Raw genomic sequence first — 13,443 nt, forward strand, 5'->3', positions numbered from 1 at the left:
GCCCACCACCCCCACACTGAGGGTGTCAATGCAGGTGGCCGTTGTGCACCTTTTGCCTGGCGCGATGGGCGGTTTGATCCAACTGCCGCGCCGGGAACGGAATGTGACACGGAACACGTTGACTGATCGTGTACGTCTGCGGTCGCGCCCACTGGGTAGGGCTGCTGTGTCCCGCTACCGTCCGTCTGGAGTGACCGTCATGGCCGCATCCGCACACCTTCTGCTCTCTGCCCTGTCCAAACAGGTCCCGGGTCCCGGCCCGCTGACCAGCGAACCCCCGCTCGCCGACGCCGCACCGCTGACCAGTGAGCCGCCGCTCGCCGAGGCCGCCCCCCTCACCAGCGAGCCGACAGCCCCTGGCACGGCCGGCGGCACGGAGTCCCCAGGAGTCTGAATGGGCCTTGCCCGGCTCGCCGCGCTGCATGGAGTCGCCACCGCCTACGCGCCCTCCGAGGGCGTGAGCGTCCCCGTCCCCGACGCCACGGTCGTCGCGGTCCTCGCCGCCCTCGGCGTCGACGCCTCGACCCCCTCGGCGGTACGGGACGCCCTGGCCCGAGCCGAATCCGCCGCAGCGGAGCGGCTGCTGCCGCCGACGCTGGTGCTGTGGCCCGAGGGCGACGTCCCGGCGCCCCTGACCGGGCTCCCCGCGGGCACGGCCCTGCGGGTCGAGACGGAGGAGGGTGCCGAGCTCGCTCCGCAGCCGGTGGCGGAGCCCGGGCAGACCTGGCGGGAACTCCCCTACGGCGTCCACCAGTTGGATGCCCGGGCCCCCGACGGGCGCTGCGCCCGCTCCACCCTGGTCGTCGCGCCCGGCCGGGCGCCGCAGCCGGAAGGCCGCTCGTACGGCTTTCTCGTACAGCTCTACTCCCTGCTCTCCGCCCGCTCCTGGGGCATGGGCGACCTCGGGGACCTGGCCGAGCTCGCGACCTGGTCCGGACGGTCGCTCGGGGCCGGTTTCGTCCAGGTCAATCCGCTGCACGCGGCCGTCCCCGGCGCACCCACCGACCCCTCTCCCTACCGGCCCTCCTCGCGGCGCTTCCCCGACCCCGTCCATCTGCGGATCGAGGACATTCCCGAGTACGCGTACGTCGGCGCCCGCGACCGGCAGCGACTGGACGAGCTGTGCGACAAGGGGGCCGGGCTGCGCGAATCGGTGCTGCAGAAGGGTGCGTTGATCGACCGCGACGCCGTCTGGGCGCTCAAGCGCGAGGCCCTGGAGATCGTGCACCGCGTGCCGCTCGGGCCCGGCCGCCGCGCCGACTACTGCGACTTCCTGGCCGGGCAGGGCCGTGCCCTGGAGGACCACGCCACCTGGTGCGCCCTCGCCGAGGTGCACGGCCCCGAGTGGCACGGCTGGCCCGCCGCCCTGCGGGACCCGCACTCGCCGGAGACGGTCCGGGCGCGGTACGAACTGATGGACCGCGTCGACTTCCACAGCAGGCTCGCCTGGCTGACCGACCGGCAGCTGGCCGCCGCGGGGCGGGCGGCGCGCGAGGCGGGCATGGGCGTCGGCATCGTCCATGACCTGGCCGTCGGCGTGCATCCCGGCGGCGCGGACGCCTGGGCGCAGCAGGACGCCTTCGCGGCGGGCATGTCGGTCGGCGCGCCCCCGGACGCCTTCAACGCCCGTGGCCAGGACTGGGGTCTGCCCCCGTGGCGGCCCGATGTTCTGGCCGGGTCCGGTTACGCCCCGTACCGCGGACTGCTGCGCGGCCTGCTCCGTAACGCGGGCGCACTGCGCATCGACCATGTCATGGGCCTGTTCCGCCTCTGGTGGGTCCCGGAGGGCAGCCCGCCCACCGACGGCACATATGTCCGCTACGACGCAGAGGCGATGCTTGCGCTTCTCGTCCTGGAGGCCCACCGCGCGGGCGCCGCCGTCATCGGGGAGGACCTCGGCACGGTCGAACCGGGCGTGCGCGAGGCCCTCACCCGCCGCGGGGTGCTGGGCACCTCGGTGCTCTGGTTCGAGCGCGACTGGGCGGGCACGGGCCGACCGCTGCCGCCCGAGCGGTGGCGCGTGGACTGCGTGGCCACGGCGACCACCCACGATCTGCCGTCCACGGCCGCCCGGCTGACCGGCGGGCATGTGGCGCTGCACCACCGCCTCGGCCTGCTCAGCCGCCCGCTGGACCAGGAGCGCACACAGGACGCGGCGGACGTCGCCGAATGGCTGGACCTGCTCGGCGGTCTCGGCCTGCTGCCCGAGGGCAGGGGCGACGAGGAGGGGGAGATCCGCGCGGCGTACCGCTTTCTGCTGCGTACGCCGGCCCGCATGGTCGGCGTCTGGCTGCCCGACGCGGTGGGCGACCGGCGTCCCCAGAACCTCCCGGGCACCTGGGACCAGTACCCGAACTGGCGGCTGCCGGTCGCGGACTCCGACGGGCGCCCCGTCAGCCTGGAGGAGCTGGCGGCCTCGCCCCGGCTGCACGCGCTGATGGAGATCTTCGGCCCGGATTCCGGAGCTCGCCCCGAACCCCGGCCCGAAGCCCGCTCCGAACCTCGTACGGCACCCCCGGACGCGCGGTCGTGACAGCCGTTCGCTACGTTGGCACCGTGGACAAGAAGAACGCTTTGCGCGCCGGCGCCGTCGCGGCCGGTACGACGCTGATGATGCTGCTCCTGTCGTCGCCCGCGCTCGCCCTGACCCCCGACGACGGCGACGACCCGGGCCAGGGCCTGAGTGTGGCCGAGACGCTGGGCCTTTTCGTGGCGGCGCCGCTGGGGCTCTTTGTGCTGATCGCGGGCCTGGTAATGGTTCTCGACAAGTCCAAGAAGCAGGTCTGACCGGCCTCTCGGCCTCAGCTGGTTTTCCCGGGCGCTCCGGGGTGTGAACGCACCCCCGGGGCGCCCTTGTCATGCCCCGACGTCATGTCCCGACGCCCGAGTGCGTCGCAGGTCCGGCCCGGGCAGCCCTGCCTGATCTTTCAGCTCTCCTTCAAGTAATCGTCGAAAAGATTCGATGGACCTAAGCGTTTCCTCGCTGCGACGGTAGATCGCACCAGCGAGAGAGCCCCGGGTCGGGGGAGAGGGCAAGGGGTACCGATGGCAGTCCTGGACCGCGTCCGCAGCAGTGAGGCGACCACGGCGAGGCGGGGCCGGCAGGGCTCAGGCGTCGGCCCCGGCCACCGCTCCGGGGCCGGGCTACTGCTCGCCGCCGTGGCGACGGTCGTCTGGTCGGGGAGCTTCGTCGCCTCTCGTGCCCTCCACGATTCTGTCCCGCCCGTGCAGGCCGCGTTCTGGCGCTGGATCATCGCGATCATCGCCGTCGCGCCCTTCGCGCTACGGGAGGCCTGGCGTCAGCGAGGGCTGATCCGGCGCCACTTGGGATTCATCACGCTCGCCTCGCTGCTCGGCGTCACCGTCTACAACACCCTCGTCAACCAGGCCGGTCTGACCACCCCGGCCGGCAACATGGGCATGATCATGGCTGCGTCGCCCGTCCTGATGGCCGTCGGCGAACGCGTCGGCGGGCAGCGGCTCGGGGCGCGGCGCGTGGTGGGAATGGCCATCGCCTGCACGGGAGTTCTGCTGCTCGTCGGCAAGGGGTCCCTCGCGATGGACTTCACCGCCGGTGACCTGTGGATGTTCGCGGCCACGCTCAGTTTCGCCTCGTACAGCGCACTGCTGCGGCGACGGCCCGCCGAGATCGGCGGACTCGCCTTCCTCCTCATGACGTTCGTCCTCGGCGCGCTGATGCTGGCACCGGTGTTCGCCATCAGTCTGGCCGTCCAGGGCGGCTTCGCGCCGACGGCCGGGACGGTCGGGCCGCTGGTCTACGTCGGCGTCTTCTCCTCCGCGATCGCCTTCTTCGCCTGGAACAAGGCGATCGCGGTGATCGGCGCAGCGCGGGCCGGAGTCGTGTACTACCTGCAGCCGGTGTGCGTGGCGGTGCTCTCCTTCGCCCTGCTGGGCGAGTCGACCGGGCCGACGCAGATCCTGTGCATGGCGCTGATCCTCGGCGGGGTGATGCTGGGGTCGGGGGGCCGGGTCAAGTGAGGCTCCAGGAAAGGGTCTTGCGTAACCACTACAGGTGGAGCACTATGAACGTCGTGGTCGGAGTCCCGGCCGCCAGAACCAGTGAATGAGGATCAGCTTGCGAAAGCTCGTGTACTACATCGCCGTGTCCATCGACGGCTTCATCGCCGCGCCCGACGGGGACGGCGACGTCTACCCCATCAGCGAGGAGTTCACGGCGTACGCCTCGGCGGAGTACCCCGAGACGCTTCCCACCCATGTCCGTCCGATGCTCGGCATCGAGAACGCGGCGAATGTGCACTTCGACACCGTCGTCATGGGGCGCAACACCTACGAGCCCGCGCTCCGGATCGATGTCACCAGTCCGTACGCGCATATGCGCCAGTACGTCGTCTCCCGCAGCCTCAAGGAGTCACCCGACCCGGCGGTGGAGATCGTGTCCGGCGACATGGTCGCCAAGATCCGCGAGCTCAAGGCGGAGGACGGCGATCTCGGGATCTACCTCTGCGGCGGGGCCGATCTCGCCGGGCAGTTGCGCGACGAGATCGACGAGCTGCATGTGAAGACCTACCCGGTGGTGCTGGGCGCGGGAGTCCCCATGTTCTCGGAGAAGTACGGCGCGATGAACCTCGAGCTGATGAGCAACCGGGTCTTCGACAACGGGCTGATCTTCACGACGTACGCGCGGAAGCGGTAACGCCGGGCCCGGGCCGGGCGGATAGCGTGCGGCCATGACCGAGTGGGACATCAAGAAGCTCCAGATCCTGCGCACGCTGAGCGAGCGGGGGACCGTGACGGCCACGGCGGAGGCGCTGCTGATGACCCCCTCGGCCGTGTCGCAGCAGCTCTCGAATCTCGCAAAGCAACTCGGCGTACCCCTGCTTGAGGCGCAGGGGCGGCGGGTGCGGCTCACCGACGCGGCGCATCTGGTGCTGCGGCACGCGGAGGCCGTCTTCGCCCAACTGGAGCGGGCGGACGCGGAGTTGACCGGCTACCTGCAGGGCGAGGCGGGGGAGGTGCGGGTAGGCGCCTTCTCGACGGCCGTGCCCGCGCTGGTCGTGCCCGCGGTACGGGAGCTGAGGCAGGAGTATCCCTTGCTTGAGGTCCGGGTGCGGGAGGCGGAGGCGGCGGAGGCGTACGAACTGCTGCTGTCCGGGGACGTGGACGTCGCGCTGTCCCTGGCCGCGCACGCGCCGACGGCCCGCGACCCGAAGTTCAGCCGCTTCCCGCTCCTGGCGGACCCACTGGACGTGGCCCTTCCGGCCGGGCACCCGCTGGCGTCCGCCGCCGGACTGCGGCTCGCGGACCTGTCCGGCGAACCGTGGATCTTCGGAGGCAGCGGACCGTGGTCGGAGATCACACTCGCGGCCTGCGAGGCGGCGGGCTTCGTGCCGGAACAGGCCCACTCTGCGGCCGGTTGGACGGCGATCCTGGCGATGGTGGAAGCGGGGATGGGCGTCGCGCTGATCCCCCGCATGGCGGCCGAACGGGGCGATCGTGCGGGCGTCGTGATGCGTGTCCTGAGCGCGGACCAGCCGCGGCGGCATGTGGTGGCGGCGGTGCGCAGGGGGGCGGAGGAAGGGCGGGCGGTCGGGCGGGTGGTGGGGGCGCTGAGGGGGGCTGCGGCGGCGAGGCGGTGAGGGGCGGTGGTGCGCCTGCGGCGGGCCCCACGCGGCGGAGCCGCACATCGATACAGCCCCTACCCGCCCTCCCCCTACGGCCTGGCGGCCGTGGGAGGTGCCCCCATCCCGAACTGGGGGCAGGTCCCCAGACCCCCGTATGCGACCTTCGGCCGCATGTCCTCAAACGCCGGACGGGCTGAAATGTGCGACCGAGTCGCACAAGCCCGCCGCAGGCGCACCGCCTACGCGAACGGGCGGTCGCGTCTCGTATCGTGCACCGCTCTCATCACGACGCTTCCTTCGCCACGGCGAGGGACTGCAGATACCGCATCAGCGTCATCAGTACGTCACGGCTCGACGCACGCGTACGCGCGTCGCACGCCACGATCGGCACCGAATCCGGCAGGTCGAGCGCGCCGCGCACCTCGTCGAGCGGGTAACCCGGCGCGTCCGGGAAGGAGTTGACGGCCACCACGAACGGCACCCCGCGCTCCTCCAGGCGGCCGATGACGTCGAAGCTGACCTCCAAACGGCGGGTGTCGACCAGCACCACCGCGCCCAGGGCCCCCTCGAACAGGCCGCGCCACAGGAACCAGAAGCGTTCCTGGCCTGGCGTGCCGAAGAGGTACAGCACCAGCTCCTCGTTGATGCTGATGCGGCCGAAGTCCATGGCGACCGTCGTCGAGGTCTTGCGCTCCACGCCGGCCGTGTCGTCGACGCCGACCCCGGCCTGGGTCATCGTCTCCTCGGTGGTCAGCGGCCGGATCTCGCTCACCGAGCCGACCAGGGTCGTCTTGCCGACTCCGAAGCCGCCCACGATGACCACCTTGACGGCGGCCGTGGCCGTCTCCGGCAGCACGTCCTCGCTGCGCGGCCCGACGGCCTGCTCAGAGCTTCTGAAGTCCATCGATCACTGCCTCAATCAAAGCGCGGTCGGGGAGTTGGGCGGGTTTGACGGGTGCGCGGGCGAGTACCCGGTCCTCGGCCAGCAGATCGCTGAGCAGCACGGTGACGACGCTCACCGGAAGCCTCAGATAGGCGGAGATCTCGGCCACCGACAGCGGGGCGTGGCAGAGCCGGATGATCGCGGCCTGCTCGGGCTGCATACCGGGGCGGGAACCCGACTTGGCCACGATCAGCGTGACCAGGTCGAGTGCGGTGGGTGCGGAGGAGCCGCTGCGGCCGCCCGTGATGACGTAGAGCCGCTCGGGACTGCTCTCCTCCCAGTCCCCGCCCGGGTTGCTCACGCGGTGTGCCCCTCGTGCCGCGGCGGCGTGCTCATGTGCTCCCCGATCCGCAGCACGAGGTCCCGCATCCGCTGTCCCATCAGCCCGGCGTCGACCCCTTCGTCGGCCAGCACGGCGAGAAACGCCCCCGAGCCCGCCGCCATCAGATAGAAGAAGCCGCCGGTCATCTCGATGACGACCAGGTGCATCCGGCCGTCGCTGTGCGGCAGTTCGGAGGCGACGGCGCCCGCGAGGCTCTGCAGCCCGGCGCAGGCGGCGGCCAGCCGGTCCGCGGTGTCGGTGTCCGCGCCGTACTGGGCCATGCGCAGCCCGTCGGCGGACAGAACGACCACGTTCCGGGTCTGGGGGACGCCCTCTGCCAGGTCCTTGAGCATCCAGTCCATGTTCGTCCGGGTGGAATGCTGCTGAATCATGGCTGCGTGTTTCCCTTGCTCGTCTGGGTGGTCTCACCGGCGAGGCCGCTCTGGAAGGCGCTCAGCCACATGCCGGGCTGCACCTCGGGGGAGGCCTCCGGCTCGGGCGCGGCGGATGCGGCGGATGCGGCCGTTTCGGTGACGGGAGCCTTGCGACGCCGCTGCGGCAGACCGGTCGGGGTCCGTTCGGTCACGATCGGGGCCTCTTCGTCCGCCGTCATCGGGCCGGTCACCTGCCGGGACGGCGGCTGTTCGGTGATCGTGCCGGTGGCGCGGGGGCCGGAGGACGCCCCGATGCCGTGCGCGAGACCGGTCGCCGACGACGCGGTGGTGATCAGTGCCTGCGGGACGACGAGTACGGCGCGTACACCGCCGTACGCCGACGAACGCAGCGAGACCTGGAAGCCGTACACCTGCGACAGCCGGCCGACCACGGCGAGGCCGAGGCGGGGCGTCTCGCCCAGGTCGTTGACGTCGATGCCCTGCTGGGCCTGGCGGAGCATGCGCTCGGCCCGCTTGCGGGCCTCCTCGCTCATGCTCACACCGCCGTCCTCGATCTCGATGGCGATGCCCGACTGCACGTCGACGGCGGTCAGATGGACCTTGGCCTGCGGCGGCGAGTAGCGGGTCGCGTTGTCGAGAAGCTCGGCGAGCGCATGGATCAGCGGCTCGACGGCGGTGCCGACGACCGCGACCTCGGAGACGGAGTGGAGTTCGACGCGCTGGTAGTCGATGATCCGCGACATGGCGCCGCGCATCACGCTGTAGAGCGGTACGGCCTTGCTCCACTGGCGGCCGGGCCGCGCACCGCCGAGTACGGCGATGGAGTCGGCGAGCCGGCCGATCAGCGCGGTGCCGTGGTCGATCCGCAGCAGATCGCCGAAGACCTCGGGCGACTTGCCGTGCCGGTCCTCCATCTCCCGCAGTTCCTGCGCCTGTTGGTGAACGATGGCCTGAACGCGACGGGCGATGTTCACGAACGCCCGCTGCGCGGACTCGCGCAGGTCCTCCTCGGCGACGACCGCGTCGAGCACCGAGCTCAGGACCGCCTGGTGCTCGGCCGGGGCGTCGAGCGATTCGAGCACGTCCTCGGGGAACTCGCCCGAGCGCAGCCGCTCCACGACCTGAGGCAGCAGCTCACCGGCCAGCCGTGCGGTCTCGGCCTGCTGTTGTGACAGCACCGCCTCCCGCTCGGCGAGCCGGGCGCTCAGCTCCTCGATCCGCCGGCCGCGCCGCGCCACTTCCGCGCAGGCGACGGCGACCGGCACGACTGCCGCGACACCGATCCAGACCACGGCGGTACGCGCCGGGGCGGAAACCAGGGCAGCGGCCACCGCGGCGGCCACGGCGGTCACGACGACGAGCAGGAGCCACCCGAAAGCGGCCGCGTTCCGCGGACTTCCGGTCGACGTTTCCTGTCGAACCATCAGCATCCTCAAACCATCGAACCGGAAAGATCATATGACGACGGGCGGGAGCATATCTCGTTCCAGTTACGGGAGATGACGCCGGGTCATCGATTTGGCGGGATCTTCATGTGCCCCCTGAAACGGAATGCGCCCCGGGCCGAACGGCCCGGGGCGCCTGCCTGCGCGGATGCGCGTTTACACGGTTACGCGACGGCCGCGTCGGCCGCCTGCGCCGTCAGCGCACGCTCGATTCCCGCGCGCGATTCGGAGATCAGCCGCCGCAGCGCCGCGTTCGGCTCGGTCGATTCCAGCCATGCGTCCGTCGCGTCCAGAGTGGCCCGCGAGACCTGGAGCGCGGGGTAGAGACCGACCGCGATCTGCTGCGCGATCTCATGGCTGCGCGAGTTCCACACGTCGTTGACCGCCGCGAAGTACTTCTCGGTGTACTGGGCCAGCAGCTCACGCTGATCGGTCTGGACGAAGCCCGAAATGACCGCCTCCTGCTGGGCGTTCGGCAGCTTGTCGGCCTCCACGACCGATGCCCAGGCCTCGGCCTTCGCCTCGGCCGTCGGCCGGGCCGCGCGCGCCGTCATCGCGTGGCGTTCGCCCGCCGCGGTCTTGTCCCGCTCGTACTCCGCCGCGATCTCGTCCTCGTCCAGCTGCCCGACCGCCGCGAGACGCTCCACGAAGGCCCACCGCAGCTCGGTGTCCACCGCCAGGCCCTCGATGGTCTCGGTACCGTCCAACAGCGCCTGCAGCAGATCCAGTTGCTGCGGCGTACGCGCGGTCGCGGCGAAGGCGCGCGCCCACGCCAGCTGGTGGTCGCTGCCCGGCTTAGCCGCGCGCAGATGCGCCAGCGTCGCGTCCGTCCACTGCGTGAGCCCCGCCTCGCGCCACTCGGGCGCCGCGTACAGGTCGATCGCCAGCTTCACCTGGCGGTGCAGCGACTGCACGACGCCGATGTCCGACTCCTTGCCGATGCCGGACAGGACCAGGGACAGATAGTCCCGGGTGGCCAGCTCGCCGTCGCGGGTCATGTCCCAGGCCGATGCCCAGCACAGGGCGCGCGGCAGCGACTCGGTGAAGTCGCCGAGGTGTGCGGTGACGACCCGCAGCGACTCCTCGTCGAGGCGGACCTTCGCGTACGACAGATCGTCGTCGTTGAGCAGGATCACCGCGGGACGGCGGGTGTTCTGCGGGAACGGCACATCCGTGAGCTCGCCGTCCACGTCCAGCTCGATCCGGCTCGTACGGACCAGCTTGCCGCTCTCGTCGAGGTCGTAGCAGCCGATCGCGATCCGGTGCGGGCGGAGCGTCGGCTCACCCTTGGCGCCGGCGGGCAGGGCCGGGGCCTCCTGGCGTACCGAGAAGGAGGTGACGTGCCCCTCCTCGGAGACCTCGAGCTCCGGGCGCAGGATGTTGATGCCCGCGGTTTCCAGCCACTTCTGCGACCAGGTCTTCAGATCACGGCCGGAGGTCTCCTCCAGCGCGCCCAGCAGATCGGACAGCCGGGTGTTGCCGAAGGCGTGCGCCTTGAAATAGGCCTGCACGCCGCGGAAGAACTCGTCCTGGCCGACGTACGCGACGAGCTGCTTGAGCACCGAGGCACCCTTGGCGTACGTGATGCCGTCGAAGTTGACGAGCACGTCGTCGAGGTCGCGGATTTCGGCCATGATCGGGTGGGTGGACGGCAGCTGGTCCTGCCGGTACGCCCAGGTCTTCATGGAGTTGGCGAAGGTGGTCCAGGACTGCGGCCACCTCGACTCCGGGTGGGCGGCCTGGCAGGCGATCGAGGTGTAGGTGGCGAACGACTCGTTCAGCCACAGGTCGTTCCACCACTCCATGGTGACCAGGTCGCCGAACCACATGTGCGCCAGCTCGTGCAGGATCGTCTCCGCGCGCACCTCGTACGCCGCGTCCGTCACCTTGGAGCGGAAAACGTACTGGTCGCGGATGGTCACCGCGCCCGCGTTCTCCATCGCGCCCGCGTTGAACTCCGGCACGAAGAGCTGGTCGTACTTCGCGAAGGGATAGTCGTAGTCGAACTTCTCCTGGAACCACTCGAAGCCCTGACGGGTGACCTCGAAGATCGCGTCGGAGTCCAGGAACTCGGCGAGCGAGGGGCGGCAGTAGACACCGAGCGGGACGGACTGGCCGTCCTTCTCGTAGCTGCTGTGCACCGAGTGGTACGGGCCGACGATCAGCGCCGTGATGTAGCTGGAGATACGGGGCGTCGGCTCGAAGTGCCAGACATTGTCCTTGGGCTCCGGCGTGGCCGAGTTCGAGACGACCGTCCAGCCTTCGGGGGCCTTCACGGTGAACTGGAACGTCGCCTTCAGGTCCGGCTGCTCGAAGGAGGCGAAGACACGGCGGGCGTCCGGCACCTCGAACTGCGTGTAGAGGTAGGCCTGCTGGTCCACCTGGTCGACAAAGCGGTGCAGGCCCTCGCCGGTGTTGGTGTACGCGCAGTCCGCGACGACCTTCAGCTCGTTCGGGCCCGCGTGCAGCTGCGCCAGCGCGATACGGGAGTCCTGGAAGACCGCGGCGACGTCCAGCGGCTCGCCGTTGAGCACTACCTCGTGCACGGCGGGAGCCACCAGATCGATGAAGGTCTCCGCGCCCTCCTCTGCGGAGTCGAAGCGCACCGTGGTCACGGACCGGTAGGTCCCGCCCTCCTGCGCGCCGCTCAGATCGAGGTCGATCTCGTACGAGTCGACGGTCAGCAGGCTCGCCCGCTGCTGCGCCTCTTCGCGGGTCAGATTCGTGCCAGGCACGCTGTCATCTCCTCGGTTTCGTTACGTTTGCGGCCATCTTTCCACGGGCTGCGGTGGGACTGCCCGCGGTTAATTCCCTGTCCGTTTCCCGCCGGAACGAGGAGCCCGGAAGCGTCACGCTGAACCTATGACCAACACACTCTTCACCGCGCGGCCCATCGAGGCCGCCGCCCTCAAGCAGCTTCGCGACACCGACGACGCGGGGCGTGTGTGCGCCCCGTACACGGACACCGAGGGAGGCGCCCCGCTGCGCTGCTGTCTGCGCCCCAGCGCTGTCGGCGAACGCATCGCCCTCGTGTCGTACGCACCGCTGCGCCGCTGGGCTGCGGAGACGGGGGCGAAGCCCGGCGCGTACGACGAGCAGAGCCCCGTCTTCATCCACGCCGAGGAATGCGCGGGCCCGGGCGACGGGGGCGGCTACCCGTTCGCCCGGCCGGGGGCACTGCGAACGCTGCGGCGGTATGACGCGGAGGGGCACATAGCGGGAGGCCGCCTGCTGGAGATCCCGGAGGCGGCGACGGAGGCGTTCGACGAGGCGCTGCGGGGGGCGTTCGAGGAGCCGGGGGTGGTGCTGGTCCACGTCAGGGCGGTGGAGTACGGCTGCTTCCAGTTCGAGGTTCGGCGGCGGTAGGAATCCGGGGGCTCCGCCCCCGGACCCCCGCTCCTCAAACTCCCCCAGACTTCGTCCGGGGGGACCCCCAAGGGGCTGAATTTCAGCCCGTCCGGCGTTTGAGGACACGCGCGAAGCGCGTACGGGGTTCGGGGCGGAGCCCCCCCACGCGGCTGAGCCGCAAAATGTCACAGCGGGAAGGGGCGGGTAGGGGAACAGGCCCGCCCAGGCGGACTACCCGCGGAGCTCGTCCGCGACCAGTTCCGCGATCTGGACCGCGTTCAGCGCCGCCCCCTTGCGCAGGTTGTCGTTCGACAGGAACAGCGCAAGACCGTTCTCGACCGTCTCGTCCACTCGGATGCGGCCCACGTACGACGCGTCCTTGCCCGCCGCCTGCAGTGGCGTCGGGATCTCCGAGAGCTCGACCCCGGGCGCATCCTTGAGCAGCTCGTACGCCCGCTCCACCGAGACCGGACGCTCGAAGCGCGCGTTGACCTGCAGCGAGTGACCCGAGAACACCGGCACCCGGACACACGTGCCGGAGACCTTGAGCTCCGGGATCTCCAGGATCTTGCGGGACTCGTTGCGGAGCTTCTGCTCCTCGTCCGTCTCGAAGGAGCCGTCGTCGACGATGCTGCCCGCCAGCGGCAGGACGTTGAAAGCGATGGGGCGCTTGTAGACGCCGGGCTCGGGGAACTCGACGGCTTCGCCGTCGAACGTGAGCTGGTCGGCGACCTCGGACACCGCGCAGGCCTGGGTGCGCAGCTCGGCGACACCGGCCAGACCGGAGCCCGACACCGCCTGGTAGGTGGTGGCGACCATCGCGGTGAGGCCGGCCTCCGCGTGCAGCGGGCGCAGTACCGGCATCGCGGCCATCGTCGTGCAGTTCGGGTTGGCGATGATGCCCTTGGGCCGGTCCTTGATCGCGTGCGGGTTGACCTCGGAGACGACCAGCGGCACCTCGGGGTCGCGGCGCCAGGCCGAGGAGTTGTCGATCACGACGGCGCCCTGTGCGGCGACCTTCTCGGCGAGCGCCCTGGAGGTCGCGCCACCGGCCGAGAAGAGCACGATGTCCAGGCCGGAGTAGTCGGCGCTGGACGCGTCCTCGATGGTGATCTCCTGGTCCTGCCACGTGAGGGTGGTGCCCGCGGACCGCGCGGAGGCGAAGAGGCGGAGCTCGTCGACCGGGAACTTCCGCTCGGCGAGGATCTTGCGCATGACTCCGCCGACCTGACCGGTGGCTCCGACGATTCCGACCCTCACGGTGACTCCTTCTGTCTGTGCGTCCATCTGTGCGTGTGACGCGGGCAGCCTGCCCATCATGCGTATGACCCGGGTCTGCTTGTCCAATCCATTGTCCGGCATGTGAAAACCGGCATACGAAAGGGGG

General features: G+C 70.6%; 12 protein-coding genes and 1 pseudogene. 7 read left to right on the forward strand and 6 right to left on the reverse strand.

What is annotated here, in order from left to right; genetic code table 11:
- Positions 1-199: 199 nt before the first annotated feature.
- The 6 genes and pseudogenes from OOK40_RS03295 (at position 200) to OOK40_RS03320 (ending at position 5,618) form a co-directional block, all read left to right on the forward strand.
- A complete protein-coding gene (locus OOK40_RS03295; protein WP_266476309.1) occupies positions 200-394 on the forward strand; it encodes a hypothetical protein in 195 nt (64 codons plus the stop codon).
- A pseudogene (gene malQ / locus OOK40_RS03300) lies at positions 395-2,533 on the forward strand (4-alpha-glucanotransferase); the annotation flags it as partial. It abuts the gene before it with no gap.
- Positions 2,534-2,556: 23 nt separating this feature from the next.
- Positions 2,557-2,787 (forward strand): hypothetical protein, encoded by a 231-nt coding sequence (locus OOK40_RS03305; protein ID WP_266476311.1) that lies wholly within the window; start codon positions 2,557-2,559, stop codon positions 2,785-2,787.
- 258 nt (positions 2,788-3,045) lie between these two features.
- Entirely contained in the window at positions 3,046-3,999 is a 954-nt protein-coding gene (locus tag OOK40_RS03310; RefSeq protein WP_266476314.1) for a DMT family transporter, read from the forward strand.
- A gap of 97 nt (positions 4,000-4,096) precedes the next feature.
- Positions 4,097-4,675 carry a dihydrofolate reductase family protein gene (locus OOK40_RS03315; RefSeq protein WP_266476317.1) on the forward strand — a complete coding sequence of 193 codons (579 nt, stop codon included), beginning with the start codon at positions 4,097-4,099 and terminating at the stop codon, positions 4,673-4,675.
- 34 nt (positions 4,676-4,709) lie between these two features.
- Positions 4,710-5,618 (forward strand): LysR family transcriptional regulator, encoded by a 909-nt coding sequence (locus OOK40_RS03320; RefSeq protein ID WP_266476319.1) that lies wholly within the window; start codon positions 4,710-4,712, stop codon positions 5,616-5,618.
- Between the two features lie 268 nt (positions 5,619-5,886).
- Here OOK40_RS03320 and OOK40_RS03325 read toward each other — a convergent pair whose 3' ends face one another.
- The 5 genes from OOK40_RS03325 to pepN all read right to left on the reverse strand — a co-directional run bounded on the left by OOK40_RS03325 (position 5,887) and on the right by pepN (position 11,443).
- Positions 5,887-6,507 (reverse strand): ATP/GTP-binding protein, encoded by a 621-nt coding sequence (locus OOK40_RS03325; protein WP_266476320.1) that lies wholly within the window; start codon positions 6,505-6,507, stop codon positions 5,887-5,889.
- Positions 6,488-6,847, reverse strand: coding sequence for a DUF742 domain-containing protein (locus OOK40_RS03330; protein WP_266476322.1), 360 nt, complete (start codon positions 6,845-6,847; stop codon positions 6,488-6,490). The genes OOK40_RS03325 and OOK40_RS03330 overlap by 20 nt, the downstream gene beginning before the upstream one ends.
- On the reverse strand, positions 6,844-7,260 hold the full coding sequence (locus OOK40_RS03335) for a roadblock/LC7 domain-containing protein (RefSeq protein WP_266476325.1): 417 nt from the start codon (positions 7,258-7,260) through the stop codon (positions 6,844-6,846). The genes OOK40_RS03330 and OOK40_RS03335 overlap by 4 nt, the downstream gene beginning before the upstream one ends.
- Positions 7,257-8,687, reverse strand: a complete 1,431-nt coding sequence (locus OOK40_RS03340; protein ID WP_266476326.1) for a sensor histidine kinase KdpD — start codon at positions 8,685-8,687, stop codon at positions 7,257-7,259. The genes OOK40_RS03335 and OOK40_RS03340 overlap by 4 nt, the downstream gene beginning before the upstream one ends.
- 185 nt (positions 8,688-8,872) lie before the next feature.
- Positions 8,873-11,443 (reverse strand): aminopeptidase N, encoded by a 2,571-nt coding sequence (gene pepN / locus OOK40_RS03345; protein WP_266476328.1) that lies wholly within the window; start codon positions 11,441-11,443, stop codon positions 8,873-8,875.
- A gap of 127 nt (positions 11,444-11,570) precedes the next feature.
- Between pepN and OOK40_RS03350 the strand changes: the two genes are divergently transcribed.
- Positions 11,571-12,074 (forward strand): DUF1203 domain-containing protein, encoded by a 504-nt coding sequence (locus tag OOK40_RS03350; RefSeq protein ID WP_266476330.1) that lies wholly within the window; start codon positions 11,571-11,573, stop codon positions 12,072-12,074.
- A gap of 213 nt (positions 12,075-12,287) precedes the next feature.
- Here the strand turns inward: OOK40_RS03350 and OOK40_RS03355 are convergent, their stop codons facing one another.
- Positions 12,288-13,316, reverse strand: coding sequence for an aspartate-semialdehyde dehydrogenase (locus OOK40_RS03355; RefSeq protein ID WP_266476332.1), 1,029 nt, complete (start codon positions 13,314-13,316; stop codon positions 12,288-12,290).
- Positions 13,317-13,443 lie beyond the last annotated feature (127 nt).

This window comes from Streptomyces sp. NBC_01481 (assembly GCF_026339995.1).
Lineage (GTDB): Bacteria > Actinomycetota > Actinomycetes > Streptomycetales > Streptomycetaceae > Streptomyces.

Coding starts and splice junctions, on each gene's coding strand:
- OOK40_RS03335 (WP_266476325.1), bottom strand. CDS start 7,260: ATGATTCAGCAGCATTCCACCCGGACGAACATGGACTGGATGCTCAAG.
- OOK40_RS03325 (WP_266476320.1), bottom strand. CDS start 6,507: ATGGACTTCAGAAGCTCTGAGCAGGCCGTCGGGCCGCGCAGCGAGGAC.
- OOK40_RS03310 (WP_266476314.1), top strand. CDS start 3,046: ATGGCAGTCCTGGACCGCGTCCGCAGCAGTGAGGCGACCACGGCGAGG.
- OOK40_RS03350 (WP_266476330.1), top strand. CDS start 11,571: ATGACCAACACACTCTTCACCGCGCGGCCCATCGAGGCCGCCGCCCTC.
- OOK40_RS03320 (WP_266476319.1), top strand. CDS start 4,710: ATGACCGAGTGGGACATCAAGAAGCTCCAGATCCTGCGCACGCTGAGC.
- OOK40_RS03295 (WP_266476309.1), top strand. CDS start 200: ATGGCCGCATCCGCACACCTTCTGCTCTCTGCCCTGTCCAAACAGGTC.
- OOK40_RS03340 (WP_266476326.1), bottom strand. CDS start 8,687: ATGGTTCGACAGGAAACGTCGACCGGAAGTCCGCGGAACGCGGCCGCT.